Genomic DNA, 14,109 nt, shown 5'->3' on the forward strand with positions numbered 1-14,109 from the left:
CGGGAAGCGTGTCCGGTTGAGAGATGGGCTACGGCGCATTGCGTGGACGCATCTCTCTGCCAGTTGGGTCGGTGTCCAACACAGACTCATGCAGGCCAGAAATCGACTCTCCCGTTGGCTCAAAGTCCTCGTTCGTCTCTACCAGCGCCCAACCAAGGTCCTCGACGCCCGGCTCGCGTATTGACGGATCACCCAGCAAGTAGCAGATGTCAAAGAGCAGCCGTGCCTGCATGCCTCGAGTCAAGTCAACGATGTCCTCGCGGGACACACCCATTGCTTGCATTCGCGCAAGTGCATGCCCGACGCCAGCAAATGGCTGACCTGGATTCCGCTGGGAGTTGGCGATCTCCTGATCAATCCATGCGTCGTTATTCTCAGAGACCACTCGCTCCCACGCTTGGCGAATAAACAAAAACCGGTGGAGCTGATTGGCGCCTTCGGACACTTGCGAGGCCGCCCAGCCTTCAGGATCACGGGCCCCAAGCTCCCGGAATAGCTCGACGAGCTTTCTCTCGTCTCTTGGAATAGGCATCAATTCTCCTCTGCACCATTGCGTTGAAGCTGAGCCGCGAGCGGCGGCTCGCCGACGCGAGTCGGCACGAGCGACCAGTTAGGCCGCAACTTGAAACTCCCGCTGCTCCGCGCCGGGAGCACCACGCCTAACGACGACCCTTGCACCTTTGCAAAGAGGGTACTCACGAAGGACTGGCTCTATTCCACGCGCGATTGCTTCTGCGTCGGCGCCGTACAGGAAGACCGTGACCTCGCGGGGGCCAATCTCGTTGCCATCGACGGTGCCAAGGTTTCCAGATTCGAGCGCAGCCTCCAACTTCTCTTCAAGCGTCAGCAGGTCGCATTCGGCGTAAACCTCATCAGGCAAGCCCTGTGTATCCAAGTAGATAAGTACGGCCTGCTCCGCTACCTGCTGCGCGGAGGCTCGACCAATCAATTTTGAAAGGAAGCTCATCGACAATTTCTTTGAATTGAACAGCGCATCCCAAAGCAGAGGCCTTGGATTTTGCGGCCTAACTTCGTTGTATTCGGATCGTTAACGAATTCTGCCCAACATTTGAGCAATCGACCCTCGTGGAGGCCACGGGTTCTCAGCGCCGCAGAGCTTCCATCCGCGAAGGTCAGCCTCTCTGGGTCAGTAACAGACTCGCATTGGATCGTCTACAACTTGCGGTCGAGTTCCTCCTGACGGACGACCTCTTGCGCTTCGGTCCAAGTTGTTAAGGGCTCACGCTCGCATGCCAAGCCGTATGACTGCCTCAGTAGAGGCCGCAACAATCGGCGAGAGCACTTGCGGCCAGAGTCGCCCGCCCCTCAAGTGGGCCGCAGAGTGATCGTGATGCTGCCGCTCGTCTTCGACGATTGCAGAGATGGCCGCCACGGCGGCTTCATCCTTTCCCTGCAGCAGTTCTAGCTGGTGCTCCAGATGGCTTAGAACGACGCGTTCGACTGCGACCGTGGTTGCTGCAATTGCCTTGCGGCCAAGCAGGCCGGTCACGACGCCAAGCACAAAGCCCCCAAGCGCACAGAGCCAGTAGCTGCGACAGCGCCGATGTCCGCGCCGCTCGAGTTCCGACCAGAAGATAGACCTGTGTCGTCGCTCGTGCGACCTGAACTCTTCCAGCTCGGCAACCATGTCTCGGGCAGTCAGTCGAGCGGTGATGATTTGCCCTGTGTAGATGCAAATGGCGCCATGCTCGCCGGCATGGTTGACTTTCAGAATCCGAGATCCAAGTGCGAGTTCGGCGGCCATGGTTGGTCTGCTGTTCTGAGTCAAAAAGCGAAGCTAGGCGGACGCCGCTTGACGCGAACTGCTTGAGTCGAGGGTTAGAACGCGGCATTTGATACCGAGAATGACCAGCAAGACACCACAGAGTACAGCGCCAATGGCAAGCGCCGCCAAGTATGCGATGACCTGCCAAGCGCAGTGCACAGAGTGCACAGGGTCAAGAGTGCACAGGGTCAGGCCTTAAATCTCAGGCATCTCAAAATGTTATGTCTGATCCGGCTGGCCAGATTGATTCCGATTTGGCTTTATCGCGATGCTGGATCAACTGATCGTCAGGAGGCAGTCCGCCGTACTGGCCTTGAGCGACCAATTGCACGCCTTTCAAGTCTCGAGCGCCAAGTCATAGCTGACCAGGAGTCGCTCTGGCTCAGCCGGATCTTCCACGGACCTCGCTCTCAGGCGTCTGTCGAGCTTGTGAATCTCACTGGACACGCACTGAATCGCGACCATGAGGGTGTGTGGCTTCATGTTCGTTGGATCTTCTTCAGTCCGAGCACGGTATGTGCGGCATGAAGGTCAAAGCAGGTATGTCGTCAGGCCCACAGATCCTTAACCCATCGCAATTCAAGGGTAGACCTCGTTGGTGTTTTTCCCGCTTTCGCCCGAGAACCATTGCGACTTCCGTCCGCTGGGGACCAATCGAAGCGAGTGAGGCAACGTCGAGTTCTGGCGAGGGAGCCCTACGAGTTCTTATGTTCTGGCCGAGCCGCGCGTCGGATCAAGCGCCGGCTTGGGCGCCACGGCGGTGTCGCGCGGAAACGAAACCTTAGACAAGCGTGGTTCCATCGTTCGCGGTACCCGGCGGTTCGATGAGGATGAAGTGAGCCTCCTCCGTGGCGACGGGGCGATGCTCAACACCTCGTGGAACGACAAACATTTCCCCCGGACCGAGTCGAACACTGCGATCGCGCATTTCGATGGTGATGGTGCCCTTGAGGACGAAGAAGAGATCGTCTGTGTCTTCATGCTTGTGCCAGGCGTACGAACCCTGGGCCTTGGCAACCATCACTTCATTGCCATTGAAGCGCGCAACCGTTGTAGGTTGCCATGGTTCTGAAACACTGGATAGCACCGCCGAAAGATTGACCGAACTCATCGTGTCGCTCGCCTTCTGTGTGAAATGGGAAATGATGTCCAACTTGCTTGTGTCCGGACCGTTGACGAATTCTGCCCAGTATGAGATCCGTCGATCGACCGATCGGTCGGCGGGCGACAGAGTCCCAGCCCCGCAATGCAGCCAAGCGCCATGGCCAGCGTGGTCTCGTCAGCAGCAGTTTCAATCCAAGAACCGGCGGCTCGCTGAAGCCTCGATCCAGACGTTCAATCAACTCAGAACTGCCGCGCCAACTCAGCGGCATAGCAGAGTATGTCCGGAGCCAACTGGGGGCTGCTGGTCTGCGGCCTTGATGGAACCCGCCAGCGTCTTGATCACCATGGCCGAGCAAATGCCGAGGCGTCGATAACTGGTGCTGGCGGGTGTCAGCGGCGCCTCTCGAAGCTGGCCTCACCATGCGCGTCGATGCCCAGGTAAGTCCAGCCTGTGGCCCGGTAAAAGGCTTCGGCGCGGGTGCCTGGCGCGGTGCCCAGGTTCAGGCGCTCCAGGCCTTGGCTGAACAGCCAGTTGACCATCTCGGTTTGCAAGCGGCGGCCGAAGCCGCGGCCTTCATGGGCGGGGTCCACGAACAGGGCCCAGATATTGCCGGTGCGGGCATTGCCCACGGCAAAGGCCAGAACCTCGCCACTTTCCTGCTCTTCGATCACCCAGCCGCGGCCGGTTTCTTCGATGGCGGGGATGTAATGCTCTTCGCGGATCACATCGCTGGTGAGCGGGTTCTCGCGCACGGCGCGGCGAACGCGGTGCATCCCGGGGATGTCGCTGCGCAAAGCCTGCCGCAGCAGGCAGTGGCCAGCTGCAGTGTTCTCAGGCATGGCTCATTGGGTTTCGAAAAATCGGTAGGCGGCACGGTAGCTGATGCGCGCCTCACGGCCCAGCGTGTCGGCGCCGCAGCCTTCGGCAGGAGCCAGTCCGGCCACGGTGTCGATGCGTTGGATGGCGACGGTCTTGGCAAAGACGCCGCTGCCGCTGTTGGATTTTGCGCTCAAAAGCAGCCAGGGAATGGCCTTGGGATCGGGGCCGGCATCGCGCGCGCGCACTTCGCCGACGACCTTGCTGCCGTCCTGAAACTCCCAGCTCGGGCCGGCGTAATGCTTGCCCACGCTGCGGCCTTTGGCATCGAAGAGTTCGGCTTCGGGTGCTTTGAAGGCCCATTCGAAACGGGCCGGCACGGCATCCTTGACGGCTTTGCATTCATAGATCTGCACGCCGGTGGCTTGCAGTTCCAGGGTCTGCTGCTGCGAGGCCGCGGCTTTCAAGGCCTCGGGCAGCGCGGCTGCGTGAAGCAGGCCGGTGGCGAAGAGCAGGCCGGCGGCAGCCAGGGCCTGGCGGGTGGTGGAGTTCAGGGTATGGGTCATGTGTGCATCCTAGGTGTCGCCATCCGGCGGGGCTGGAAGTCATGAGGCCCGCCTACACTGGCCGCATGAACAGCTGGCTCTGGATCAAGTACCTGCTCACTGCCGCCGTGGTGGTGGCGGTGTCGGAGTTTGCGCGGCGCAATGACAAGCTCGGTGGGCTGGTCGCCGCCCTGCCCTTGATCACGGTGCTGAGTCTGGTGTGGTTGCAGCTGGAGCAGCAGCCGGTCGAGAAGATCGCCAACCATGCGCGCTACACCTTCTGGTATGTGCTGCCGACCCTGCCCATGTTTCTGGTCTTTCCCTGGCTGCTGGCCCGCTGGGGCTTCTGGCCGGCCCTGGGCTCCAGCCTGGTGCTGACGCTGGTCTTGTTCGCGGCGTTTGCCTGGTGCATGGCCCGGCTGGGCGTGGTCGACCTGCTGTGAGTTCTGGCGCCCGGCTGGCCCTGGTTTAAGCTGGCTCTTCTCTTCTAGTCTCTCGGTGTTCTGGAGCGCGGTGATCCCCATGTTTGGCACGCAAGACCTGACCCTGTTCATCGTTTCGGGCCTGCTGCTCAATATCGCGCCTGGGCCGGATTCCCTGCTCATCATGGCCCGCAGCGCCAGCCAGGGCTTTCGGGCCGGTTCGGCCGCGGCGCTGGGCGTGGGCAGTGGCACCTTGGTGCATGTGCTGGCGGCAGCGCTGGGCCTGTCGGCGCTGATGGCGGCGTCGAGCTGGGCTTTCGGCCTGGTCAAGCTGCTGGGCGCGGCCTATCTGGTCTACATCGGCCTGAACTTGCTGCTCCGCCGCGCCGCGGCCGAGGGCCCCCGCGAAGCCGCCGCGATGCTGCCGCGGCAAAGCCTGCGCAGCATTTATCTGCAGGGCCTGCTGACCAATGTGCTCAACCCCAAGGTGGCCTTGTTCTTCCTTGCCTTTGTGCCCCAGTTCATTGCGGCCGATGCGCCGAGCAAGCCGCTGGCCTTTGTCTTCCTCGGCCTGGTCTTCAATCTCAACGGCATGCTCTGGTGCCATTTCCTGGCCTGGAGCACGGCGCAGGCCAGCCGCCGCATCACGGCCAGCCCGCGCGTGGTGAGCTGGCTGAACCGCGCGATCGGTGCCGTGTTCCTGGGTTTTGGCCTGCGCCTGGCGCTGGCCCAGCGCTGAGGGAGGGGCCGCATGAGCATCAGCCGTTTCAAACCCAAGCACTGGCTGCTGGGCGCGCTGGCCCTGGCCGGCCTGGCCTTGTATGCCAGCCCCTACCTGGCCTTGATGCAGATCCGCGAGGCCGCACGCGAGCGCGATGGCGCGGGCCTGGCGGCCTGGGTGGACTTTCCCAGCCTGCGCGCCAGCGTCAAGCAAGGGGTGCACGAGCGCCTGCTCGCCTCCGCCAGCGACCGCACGCAGCCGCCCAGCCCGGCCCGGGCTATGGGCGCAGCCGTGGCGGGCGCCCTGCTCGGCCCCATGGTCGAGGCCTTGATCACGCCGGCCAGCCTGGCGCGCCTGGTGCAAGGCGTGCCACCGGCCAGCGCGGCCCTGCCGCAGCCTTCAGCAGAGGGCTCAGGCGCTCGCCCGCGCGTGGAAACGCGCATGGGCTACGAGCACCCGCAGCGCTTTGTCTTCAGCATCCGCCAGGCCGGCGAAGACGAGGACCCGGTCGAGCTGGTGCTGCACCGTCAAGGCATGTTCCGCTGGCAGATTGCTGAGTTGCGCTTGCCTTGAGTGGTTTCGCTTCGGATCGGGTGTGAAACCACCCACGAAGGGTGATTCTCAAAAGTCCCGATGGTGTGGATACTGCACGCCGCTCGCAGTCTAGGGGTGAAGGCATGCGGGTGCATCTTGGGATGACCTGCTGATCCATGAAATTAGAGGGAGTCTCGCCATGAACAATGGATTCAAGAGGACCGTCTTGGTCCTGTCTTGCGTATGCATGACCGCATGCAGCAGCATGCAACTGACGCCGATCACCAAGGAAATGCCTGAAACTCAGCGCCCGGCGCTTGCAGTCAACGACCAAGTCACCGTCGTTTTGAACTCTGGGGAACAGCTGAAATTACAGGTCACCGCCACTGACAAAGACGCGCTGAGCGGCCGATTGGACGCCAGCGGTGAAATCCACCGCGTGCCTTGGTCAGAGATGCGTCAGGTCGAACACCGTGTGTCTGAACCCATCAAAACGACTTTGCTGGCGGTGACGATCTACGTTGTTCTGGGCGTAGCTTTGGCCAATTCGGTGGCCAGGGGAGTGGCCAAAAGCCTGGGTCTCTGATCCTGGCCGAGCCGCTGGGGCCGTAGCCGGGCTAGGCCCGCCGGATCCAATCGGCTCACACCTCCATCCGCTCCGGCGCCAGGTAGTGCTGGCGGTAGGTCTCGAACGGCAAGGTGTCGGCCTGCTCGATGCGCGTCTGTTCGGCCAGGGATTCGGCCGCTTGCGCGGCGAAGCGCTGGGCCAGTTCGGCGCTGTAGGGCAGGTCCAGCAGCTGGGCACGGGTGGCCTCGGACTGCTGGCGGATGAAACCGATGTAGGAGTCATCGAAGCTGCGCGCCATGGCAGCGAGCACCCGGGCCGAGGGGGTGCTGTCGGGTTCGGCCAGGGTGCGGCGGGCGGCGGCCAGGGCGTCACGGTAGTCGTGGCCGCCATGGGCGGCGTCGAGTGCGGCGGCCATGGGCGCGCAGCCGTCCAGCAGCTCGGTGCCCCAGTCTTGCAGGGTGCGGCTGCCGCCGTCCGGGGTTTGCAGGCGCAGACCCGGCTCGCGGCCGCGAGCGGCCACCAGGTGCTGGTTCTGGCCCAGGGCGCGGATCTCTTCGGGGGTGTCCGGCGGGCTGTCGCTGAGCAGGCAGTGCAGCAGGAAGACATCGAGGAAGCGCACGGTCGGGGCCGCGATGCCCACCGGCACAAAGGGATCGAGGTCCATGCAGCGCACTTCCACATACTCGACGCCGCGCTCGCGCAGCGCATGCAGGGGGCGCTCGCCCGAGCGGATCACGCGCTTGGGGCGGATGGTGCCGTAGAACTCGTTTTCGATCTGCAGCAGGCTGGTGCTGAGCTGGTTGTAGTCGCCGCCGGGGTTCTGCACGCCGATGGCTTCATAGGCCGGATAGGGCCGGGTCAGCGCGTCCTGCAATGAATCGGCATAGCTTTCCAGGCAGTTGTAGCTGACCGCCAGCGAGGCCTGCGCGTCGCTCTGGTAGCCCAGGCGGCCCATGCGCAGCGAGGTGCCATGCGGCATGTAGAGCGTGCCGCCATTGAGCGACAGCAGCTCGTGCTGGCGACCCTGCACAAAGCTGGAGCACAGGGCCGGCGAGGCGCCGAAGAGATACAGCAGCAAGAAGGAATGGCGGCGGAAATTGCGGATCAGGGCGAAGTACTGCTCGCTGCTGACGCCGGGCAGGGACCAGTTGTAGTGGATGCCCGAAATCGTCTGCATGCGCCGACCGTAGCGCTGACCCAGGCCCATGCGGTAGACGCTCTTGCTGCGGCCGACATTGGAGTGGCCATAACGGCCCAGGGGGATGGTCTCGTCGGTGGGCAGGCCGCAAGGCATGGAGCCGACCCAGAGCCGCTCCTCCTCGCTGCTCTGGCCGCAGCAGCTCATCTCGTGCAGGGTCTGGTAGACGGCCTGGTGCACCTCGGTCAGCTCCTGCAGGCAAGACTCGACCCCGGCGTGCACGCCGGTGATCAGCTCGACCTGGGATTCGCTGAAATCGGTGGTGATGTGCGGGTGCGTCAGGGCCGAGCCCAGGGCTGCCGGGTGGGGGGTGAGTGCCAGCTGGCCGTTCGGGCGCGCGCGCAGGCTTTCCTTTTCGATGCCGCGGCGTATGCCCAACAAGTCAGCCGCACTCAGTTGCTCCAGACGCTTGTTGGTTTGGCTGTTCATGCTGTGTGTCCCCGATCACCCTCTTTGCAATCGCGCACGGTACCAGAGGGCAATGAATCTTGTCTCGGCGCGGGACACTTGTCTTTTGTGCTAGGGGCACACACAGGGACCGGGTTTACCCGGCCCCCCAAGGGTGGGCTGGGCGTTGCGGGCGGGCCTGGGTACGCTGCGGCCTCCCATGAAGTCCTACAACCCCGATGCCGCCATCCGCTGGCTGCCCCTGACCGTCGTGCTGGCCCTGGCTTTGCAGCTGGGCGTGTTCTGGGTCGACCAGGCCAGCGAGCCCGACCCGCGCTGGCTGCCCGGCCTGGCCGAGCTGAGCCTGGGCTTCAACCTGGTCCTGGCCCTGTTGGCCACCTTGGCCCTGCGCCGCGCCCGCGAGCGCATCCGCGCTGCCAACCGCAGCCTGGCCGAGGCCATCGATGCCCTGCCGGCCAGCGTCGAGATCTTCGATGCCGACGACCGCCTGGTCGCCTACAACCAGCAGCTGGCCGCCAACTACCCGCATATGGTGCCGGACTTCCAGCGCCACGCCAGCTTCGAGGAGCTGGTGCGCCGCTCGGTGCGCGAAGGCGCCATCCCCGCCGCCGTGGGCCGCGAGGAGGAATGGCTGGCCCAGCGCTTTGCCGACCGTGCGCGCGGCCAGGAGGCCTTGCTGCAGCGTCTCAGCGATGGCCGTTGGCTGCGCATCTTCGAGCGCCGCACGCCTTCGGGCGGCATGGTCGGCGTGCGCCTGGACGTCAGCGACCTGATCCTGGAGCAGCAGCGCCTGGCCGCCAGCCAGGCCCATCTGCAAGCCTTTGTGCGCGCGGCGCCGAACGGCGTGCTGACCCTGGACACCGAAGGCCATGTGCTGGAGCTCAACCCCGCTGGCGAGCGCCTCTTTGGCTTCAGCGCCGCCGAGCTGCGCGGCAGCCACATCGACCTGCTTTTCGGCATCTGCATGGGCGACAGCCCGGTCGAGCTGCTGGGCGAGCCGCGCGAGCTGACCACGCGCCGCCGCGATGGGCAAGAACTGACCCTGCAGCTGAACATGGCCGAGGTGCGCACCGACACCACCCACCGTTTCGTCTGCATCATCACCGACCTGAGCGAACGCAAGCGCCAGGAGGTGGCCCTGCAGCTGGCCAATGCCCAACTGGCCCGCCAGTCCACCACCGATGGCCTCACCGGCGTGGGCAACCGCCGCCATTTCGACCACCTGCTGCAGCAGGAATGGCTGAACAGCGCGCGCGAGGGCCACAGCCTCGCCTGCGTGATGGTCGACATCGACCATTTCAAGCAATACAACGACCACTACGGCCACATCGCCGGTGACGAGACCCTGCGCCGCGTGGCCGAGCTGCTGCACACCTGCGTGGGGCGCAGCGGCGGCACGGTCTGCCGCTTCGGCGGCGAAGAGTTCGTGCTGCTGCTGCCCGACACCGACCTGGCCCAGGCGCAAACCCTGGCCCAGCGCTGCCTGGACAGCCTGCGCCTGGCCGCCATCGAGCATGCCGCCTCGCCGCTGCGCCGCAGCCTGAGCCTCAGCATCGGCCTGGCCGCCTGTGTGGCCGAGTCCCATGCCAGCCCGCTGCGCCTGGTCGAGCAGGCCGATGCGGCGCTCTACGCCGCCAAGCAAAACGGCCGGGCCCGCCTGGTCTGTGCCCCGGCGGTGCGCGCGGCCTGAGCGGAGCCCGCCGCAGCGAGGCGGCCCCGAGCCTGCCCCGAGCCTGACTCATTGCGGTCCAGGCTCGCTACCATCGGGGCTTCTGTCTGCTTTCGTTCCGGCCCTTCGGAACCCCCTGCCATGCCCACTTCTGCCGCCGATGCCGCCATCGGTCACTACCTGCGCAGCCATATCCGCACCGTGCCCGATTGGCCCAGCGCCGGCGTGCAGTTCCGCGACATCACGCCCCTGCTGTCCAACCCGCGGGTGTTCCGGGTGCTGATCGACCAGTTCGTGCACCGCTATTTCGACCTCAAGCCCGATGCCATCGCCGGGCTCGATGCGCGCGGCTTCATCATCGGCTCGGTGCTGGCCTACGAGCTGAACATCGGTTTCATCCCCATCCGCAAGAAAGGCAAGCTGCCCTTCACCACGGTGGAAGAAACCTATGAGCTGGAATACGGCAGCGCCACGGTCGAGATGCACACCGACGCGGTGCGCCCCGGTGAGCGTGTGGTGCTGATCGACGACCTGATCGCCACCGGCGGCACCATGGGCGCCGGCGCCAAGCTGCTGCAGCGCCTGGGCGCCGAGGTGGTGGAGTGCGGTGCCATCGTCGACCTGCCGGAACTGGGCGGTTCGGCCCAGTTGCGGGCGGCGGGACTGCCTTTGTTCACCTTGGTTGACTTCGCGGGCCACTGAACCGGGCTCAAGCAAGGGACAATCGCGCCATGGCCAAACCCATCCCCCGTCTCAGCGCTGAAGAAATCAAGCGCGTCATCGCCACCGCCTGGACCGATCTCCCGCCCTACAGCAAGGTGCTGATGGAGCATGGGCTCGGCCAGGGCGAGCTGGTGCAGCTGATGAAGCGCGAACTCACGCCCACGGCCTACAAGCAGTGGGCCGCCCAGGGCAAGGGCGTGAAAGCGCCGACGCGCAAGGCCCAGTGGCCTTACGGCAAGTAAGTCAGCCGTTTCAGCCGCGGCCGGCTGCTGCCGGCGGGTCCAGCGGGAACTTGGTGCAGCCCAGCCGGGTCGAGATGTCGCGGCTGGCTGCCGTCAGCATGGCGATGATCTCCGGCGCCTTCTCCTCGTCGTAGCGGAAGGTCGGGAAGGAAATGCTCATGCCCGCGATCGGCTGGTTCAGCCGGTCGAAGATGGGGATGCCCAGGCAGCGGATGTGGTCGTCGAACTCTTCGCGGTCTTCGCCGTAACCCTGGGCGCGCACCCGCTCCAGCTCGGCCAGATAGGGGCCGCGCTCGACGATGGTCTTGTCGCGGAAACGCTTGAACTCGGCACCGTCGAGGATGCGATCGCGCCGCTCCGGGTGTTCCCAGGCCATCAGCACCTTGCCGATGGCGGTGCAGTGCAAGGGCGCACGGCGGCCGATCTTGGAGTACATGCCCAGGGTGTGGCGCGAGTCGATCTTGTGCACATAGATGATCTCGCTGTCGATCAAGGTGCCCAGGTGCACGGTCTCGCCGGTCTTGTCGGCCAGCATCTGCATGTGGTGCTTGGCCAGGTCCACCAGGTCGGGGTACTGCAGTGCCTTGGCGCCCAGCTCGAAGGCCTTCATGCTCAGGCCGTAGCGCTCGCTGTCGGCCTGCTGGCGCACATAGCCCAGAGTCATCATGGTCTGCAGGAAACGGTAGACCGTGGCCTTGGGCATGGCCAGGCGCACCGACAGCTCGGAGATGCCGGTTTCGCTGCGCTCGGACAGGGCTTGCAGGATGGCAAACACCTTGAGCACCGCGGCCACCGATTCGGGCTGCTTGCCGCCGCTGTCGACTGAATCGTCATCCATTGTTTTGTTTTCCCCGGGCTGGTGTTTCATTTGAAGTGGATTGTCCACGGCTTGGCGTTTGCGCTCTACCGGGCTAGCCCGGCCCCGGCCCCAGCAAGAACTCGGGCCTCGACCTGCTCGGCCGGCTCGACCGGCGCGGCCACGAGCGGCTGCCAGCCCAGATCGGCGGAAATCACCACGCCCGGGTTGGCCGCGCGCAACTCGGCCAGCAGGTCCACCGGCTGGCCGTTGTGCAAGGAGCCGCGGTCGGCGAAATGCTGGCCCTTCCACCATTTCACCAGCTGCCGGCTCGACAGGCCCGGCCCGCTGCGCCAGACATTGGCCTCGCTGAGGATGCGCGACTGCACGCCCACGCCGATGCTGTAGTCATAGGCTTTCAGGTCCGGCACGCTGAACAGATTGTTGTAGAGGTGCACCTGACCGTAGCGCACGCGCGGGGTGCGCGCCTGCGTGCGTTCCCAGTGGTTGTGGTGGAAGCTGACGCGCAGATGGCCGGCGTCCTCGCTGCGGCTGTCGCTGCTGCCGATCAGATGGGTTTTGTCGTGGTCGCGGAAATGGCTCCAGCTGACCGTCACCAGATCGGATTGCTGGGTGATGTCCAGCAGGCCGTCGTGGTGCTGCATGGGCCGGCCCAGTGCCCAGCGTTCGGCGCGGTCGGGGCGCTCGCCGTCGTCAAAGGTGCAGTGGTCCACCCAGACCCGCCGCGCGCCGCGCAGCGAGAGGTTGTCGTACTCGGAGTTCCACTCGCCGCTGGCATTGTCCTTGGGGTCCCAGGCCGGGAAGAAGTCGTAGGCATCGGAGAAATGCAGGCCGCGCACGATGATGTTCTGCACCCCGTCGAGCAGTAGCATGCCGTTCTTGAAACCGGCCTCCGGGCCCAGGCCGACCAGGGTGGTGTCGGAAGGAATGCGCACCGTGGTGTGGGCCGATTGCCGGCGTGCCGAGCGCAGCCGCGCTTCTTCCAGCGGCCCGCTCGGTGGCACCTTGCCCCAGGTGGCCGGGGCGTAGGCGGCTTCAAAGGCGGGCCAGCTGAAGGCCGGGTCGCGGAAGTCTTCGGCCTGCAGCGGCCGGCCCTGTGCATCGGCGCTGAGGTCGATGCGACCGCGCACCTGGATGATGCGCGGCCTGGCCGGGCCGCTCAGCGCCGCCAGCAGCTCGCCGCGGCTGCTGACGGTGAACACATCGGCCGCGGCGGCATCGGCGCCACCGCGCGTGCCGCCGTTCAAGGAGGCCCAGCCGTCGCCAGGCGCCAGCACGCTGCGGGCCCAGGGGCTGAGTTCGGTGGTGGCGCGCTCGACCGGCAGGACGCTGCAAGCGATCAAGCTGCAGGCCGGCAGGATGAGAAGAAGGCTGCGGCGGAGGGGCTTCATGGCACATCCTGGTTGCGGTGTTCGAGCAGGCGGTTGGCGGCCTCGCCCTCGGTCTGGTGCGGCCGGCGCGCGGTGGAGGGGCCCCAGACGCCCTCGCGCCGTGCGTGGATGTGGGCGCCGATGCGGCTCTCGCGCACCACGGCCAGGCCATTCGGCGCCGAGGGGCCGGCGCGCCACGCGCCCTTGGCCACGCCCTGGTCCCAGGCGCGGCCGAGCCAGACGCTGCCCGGCGCCAGGCCAGGTTCGGCGAGGAAGCGGCTGTCCTGCACGATGAAACCGATCGACTCGTTCGCCGCCGTGCTCGGCGCCAGCACGATGCCGCCCTCGCCCGGCGTGCGCCGCCCGGCGCGGCTGAGCACGGTGCAGCGCTCCAGCAGCAGGCGGGCATCGCCAAAGATGAAATCGACATCGCCGGCGATCAGGCTGTCATGGACCCAGACGCGGCTCAAGCCCTCACCCTGACGGCGGCTGGCATAGAAGGTGTCCTGATGGCCCCAGAGCTGAACCCGGTCCAGCTCGATGCGGTCACCGCGCGTCATCAAGGCCACGGCCTGGGCGCCGCCGCCCTCGCTCACCTCAGGCGGGTAGCCTTGGCCGGCGCGCACCCCGTCCATGGCGCTGTTGACGATGCTGAGATGGCGCAGCGTGACCTCGTCGCTGAACACCGCCACGCTGGCGCTGCCGGCCGTGCCGTGGCGGGGCGCGCTGCTGGCCGGAAAGCAGGGCGAGGCGCTGCCGGCTTCGCGCGGCTGGGCGGCAAAGCGGCCGGCCACCACGCGCACTTCGCCGGGTTCGCCGCCGGCGCCGTAAATCGTCAGCGGCGGCTTGTCATGGATGCAGACGTTCTCGACGTAGCGGCCTGGCGCCAGGCGGATGAAGTAACGCGCCGGTGCACCGGCCACGGATGCTGCGCTGCGCGAGGGCAGGGCATCAATGGCCGCTTGCAGGCTGCGGTGGCTGCCGCTGCCATCGGCCGCCACGCTGAAATGGGCGGGCAGCTCGGCGAGTGGCGCGGCCGCTGCGGGCTGCCAATCCGCGAAGAGGGCGGCGCGGGTCTGCAGCTTGGCTTGGCCTTCGCTCAGCTGCGGACGCAGCTCAGGGTTGGCCTGCCCGCTGCCGGCCAGCAAGGCAAGGGCCAGTGCAATTGCACGTTGACCCATACGT

18 protein-coding genes are annotated in these 14,109 nt (G+C 65.6%); 7 read left to right on the forward strand and 11 right to left on the reverse strand.

Annotation, left to right across the window (positions count from 1 at the left end):
* Window positions 1-28: 28 nt before the first annotated feature.
* The 7 genes from AC1Q6P_RS04725 to AC1Q6P_RS04755 form a co-directional block, all read right to left on the reverse strand.
* The gene (locus AC1Q6P_RS04725) at window positions 29-532 is read right to left on the reverse strand and encodes a hypothetical protein (protein WP_492663448.1); all 504 of its coding nucleotides are present in this window, start codon (window positions 530-532) and stop codon (window positions 29-31) included.
* Between the two features lie 78 nt (window positions 533-610).
* Window positions 611-967, reverse strand: a complete 357-nt coding sequence (locus AC1Q6P_RS04730; protein WP_492663449.1) for a hypothetical protein — start codon at window positions 965-967, stop codon at window positions 611-613.
* A 273-nt stretch (window positions 968-1,240) separates the two neighbouring features.
* Window positions 1,241-1,765: a demethoxyubiquinone hydroxylase family protein gene (locus AC1Q6P_RS04735; RefSeq protein WP_492663450.1), complete on the reverse strand. Its 525-nt coding sequence runs from the start codon at window positions 1,763-1,765 to the stop codon at window positions 1,241-1,243.
* Window positions 1,766-2,122: 357 nt separating this feature from the next.
* Window positions 2,123-2,269, reverse strand: a complete 147-nt coding sequence (locus AC1Q6P_RS04740) for a hypothetical protein (RefSeq protein ID WP_492663451.1) — start codon at window positions 2,267-2,269, stop codon at window positions 2,123-2,125.
* Between the two features lie 298 nt (window positions 2,270-2,567).
* Window positions 2,568-2,939 carry a cupin domain-containing protein gene (locus tag AC1Q6P_RS04745; protein ID WP_492663452.1) on the reverse strand — a complete coding sequence of 124 codons (372 nt, stop codon included), beginning with the start codon at window positions 2,937-2,939 and terminating at the stop codon, window positions 2,568-2,570.
* A 341-nt stretch (window positions 2,940-3,280) separates the two neighbouring features.
* Window positions 3,281-3,730 carry a GNAT family N-acetyltransferase gene (locus AC1Q6P_RS04750; RefSeq protein WP_171828537.1) on the reverse strand — a complete coding sequence of 150 codons (450 nt, stop codon included), beginning with the start codon at window positions 3,728-3,730 and terminating at the stop codon, window positions 3,281-3,283.
* A 3-nt stretch (window positions 3,731-3,733) separates the two neighbouring features.
* A complete protein-coding gene (locus AC1Q6P_RS04755; protein WP_492663453.1) occupies window positions 3,734-4,273 on the reverse strand; it encodes a DUF3455 domain-containing protein in 540 nt (179 codons plus the stop codon).
* 65 nt (window positions 4,274-4,338) lie between these two features.
* Here AC1Q6P_RS04755 and AC1Q6P_RS04760 point away from each other — a divergent pair, with 65 nt between their 5' ends.
* The 4 genes from AC1Q6P_RS04760 (at window position 4,339) to AC1Q6P_RS04775 (ending at window position 6,515) form a co-directional block, all read left to right on the forward strand.
* Entirely contained in the window at window positions 4,339-4,695 is a 357-nt protein-coding gene (locus tag AC1Q6P_RS04760) for a DUF3147 family protein (protein ID WP_171828539.1), read from the forward strand.
* Between the two features lie 79 nt (window positions 4,696-4,774).
* Window positions 4,775-5,413 (forward strand): LysE family translocator, encoded by a 639-nt coding sequence (locus tag AC1Q6P_RS04765; protein ID WP_492663454.1) that lies wholly within the window; start codon window positions 4,775-4,777, stop codon window positions 5,411-5,413.
* 12 nt (window positions 5,414-5,425) lie between these two features.
* Window positions 5,426-5,968, forward strand: coding sequence for a DUF2939 domain-containing protein (locus tag AC1Q6P_RS04770; RefSeq protein ID WP_492663455.1), 543 nt, complete (start codon window positions 5,426-5,428; stop codon window positions 5,966-5,968).
* Window positions 5,969-6,194: 226 nt separating this feature from the next.
* On the forward strand, window positions 6,195-6,515 hold the full coding sequence (locus AC1Q6P_RS04775) for a hypothetical protein (RefSeq protein WP_133155241.1): 321 nt from the start codon (window positions 6,195-6,197) through the stop codon (window positions 6,513-6,515).
* A 55-nt stretch (window positions 6,516-6,570) separates the two neighbouring features.
* Here AC1Q6P_RS04775 and gshA read toward each other — a convergent pair whose 3' ends face one another.
* The gene (gshA, locus tag AC1Q6P_RS04780; RefSeq protein WP_492663456.1) at window positions 6,571-8,124 is read right to left on the reverse strand and encodes a glutamate--cysteine ligase; all 1,554 of its coding nucleotides are present in this window, start codon (window positions 8,122-8,124) and stop codon (window positions 6,571-6,573) included.
* A gap of 178 nt (window positions 8,125-8,302) precedes the next feature.
* On the opposite strand from gshA, the gene AC1Q6P_RS04785 reads away from it, so the two are divergent.
* The 3 genes from AC1Q6P_RS04785 to AC1Q6P_RS04795 all read left to right on the forward strand — a co-directional run bounded on the left by AC1Q6P_RS04785 (window position 8,303) and on the right by AC1Q6P_RS04795 (window position 10,737).
* Window positions 8,303-9,793, forward strand: coding sequence for a GGDEF domain-containing protein (locus AC1Q6P_RS04785; protein ID WP_492663457.1), 1,491 nt, complete (start codon window positions 8,303-8,305; stop codon window positions 9,791-9,793).
* 120 nt (window positions 9,794-9,913) lie between these two features.
* A complete protein-coding gene (locus AC1Q6P_RS04790; protein ID WP_102768756.1) occupies window positions 9,914-10,474 on the forward strand; it encodes an adenine phosphoribosyltransferase in 561 nt (186 codons plus the stop codon).
* A gap of 29 nt (window positions 10,475-10,503) precedes the next feature.
* Window positions 10,504-10,737, forward strand: a complete 234-nt coding sequence (locus tag AC1Q6P_RS04795; protein WP_102768755.1) for a DUF2805 domain-containing protein — start codon at window positions 10,504-10,506, stop codon at window positions 10,735-10,737.
* Between the two features lie 10 nt (window positions 10,738-10,747).
* Here the strand turns inward: AC1Q6P_RS04795 and kdgR are convergent, their stop codons facing one another.
* The 3 genes from kdgR to AC1Q6P_RS04810 all read right to left on the reverse strand — a co-directional run bounded on the left by kdgR (window position 10,748) and on the right by AC1Q6P_RS04810 (window position 14,105).
* Window positions 10,748-11,575, reverse strand: a complete 828-nt coding sequence (gene kdgR, locus AC1Q6P_RS04800; RefSeq protein ID WP_492663458.1) for a DNA-binding transcriptional regulator KdgR — start codon at window positions 11,573-11,575, stop codon at window positions 10,748-10,750.
* 65 nt (window positions 11,576-11,640) lie between these two features.
* On the reverse strand, window positions 11,641-12,945 hold the full coding sequence (locus AC1Q6P_RS04805) for a pectate lyase family protein (protein WP_492663459.1): 1,305 nt from the start codon (window positions 12,943-12,945) through the stop codon (window positions 11,641-11,643).
* Window positions 12,942-14,105, reverse strand: coding sequence for a pectinesterase family protein (locus AC1Q6P_RS04810; RefSeq protein WP_492663460.1), 1,164 nt, complete (start codon window positions 14,103-14,105; stop codon window positions 12,942-12,944). Before AC1Q6P_RS04810 ends, AC1Q6P_RS04805 begins: the two co-directional genes overlap by 4 nt.
* Window positions 14,106-14,109: the final 4 nt, after the last annotated feature.

The sequence above is a fragment of the Roseateles sp. GW835-FHT13E02 genome (assembly GCF_058794035.1).

Coding starts and splice junctions, on each gene's coding strand:
- AC1Q6P_RS04805 (WP_492663459.1), bottom strand. CDS start 12,945: ATGAAGCCCCTCCGCCGCAGCCTTCTTCTCATCCTGCCGGCCTGCAGC.
- AC1Q6P_RS04730 (WP_492663449.1), bottom strand. CDS start 967: ATGAGCTTCCTTTCAAAATTGATTGGTCGAGCCTCCGCGCAGCAGGTA.
- AC1Q6P_RS04790 (WP_102768756.1), top strand. CDS start 9,914: ATGCCCACTTCTGCCGCCGATGCCGCCATCGGTCACTACCTGCGCAGC.
- AC1Q6P_RS04760 (WP_171828539.1), top strand. CDS start 4,339: ATGAACAGCTGGCTCTGGATCAAGTACCTGCTCACTGCCGCCGTGGTG.
- kdgR (WP_492663458.1), bottom strand. CDS start 11,575: ATGGATGACGATTCAGTCGACAGCGGCGGCAAGCAGCCCGAATCGGTG.
- AC1Q6P_RS04750 (WP_171828537.1), bottom strand. CDS start 3,730: ATGCCTGAGAACACTGCAGCTGGCCACTGCCTGCTGCGGCAGGCTTTG.
- AC1Q6P_RS04770 (WP_492663455.1), top strand. CDS start 5,426: ATGAGCATCAGCCGTTTCAAACCCAAGCACTGGCTGCTGGGCGCGCTG.
- AC1Q6P_RS04725 (WP_492663448.1), bottom strand. CDS start 532: ATGCCTATTCCAAGAGACGAGAGAAAGCTCGTCGAGCTATTCCGGGAG.
- AC1Q6P_RS04765 (WP_492663454.1), top strand. CDS start 4,775: ATGTTTGGCACGCAAGACCTGACCCTGTTCATCGTTTCGGGCCTGCTG.
- gshA (WP_492663456.1), bottom strand. CDS start 8,124: ATGAACAGCCAAACCAACAAGCGTCTGGAGCAACTGAGTGCGGCTGAC.
- AC1Q6P_RS04755 (WP_492663453.1), bottom strand. CDS start 4,273: ATGACCCATACCCTGAACTCCACCACCCGCCAGGCCCTGGCTGCCGCC.
- AC1Q6P_RS04735 (WP_492663450.1), bottom strand. CDS start 1,765: ATGGCCGCCGAACTCGCACTTGGATCTCGGATTCTGAAAGTCAACCAT.
- AC1Q6P_RS04740 (WP_492663451.1), bottom strand. CDS start 2,269: ATGAAGCCACACACCCTCATGGTCGCGATTCAGTGCGTGTCCAGTGAG.
- AC1Q6P_RS04775 (WP_133155241.1), top strand. CDS start 6,195: ATGCAACTGACGCCGATCACCAAGGAAATGCCTGAAACTCAGCGCCCG.
- AC1Q6P_RS04795 (WP_102768755.1), top strand. CDS start 10,504: ATGGCCAAACCCATCCCCCGTCTCAGCGCTGAAGAAATCAAGCGCGTC.
- AC1Q6P_RS04785 (WP_492663457.1), top strand. CDS start 8,303: ATGAAGTCCTACAACCCCGATGCCGCCATCCGCTGGCTGCCCCTGACC.
- AC1Q6P_RS04810 (WP_492663460.1), bottom strand. CDS start 14,105: ATGGGTCAACGTGCAATTGCACTGGCCCTTGCCTTGCTGGCCGGCAGC.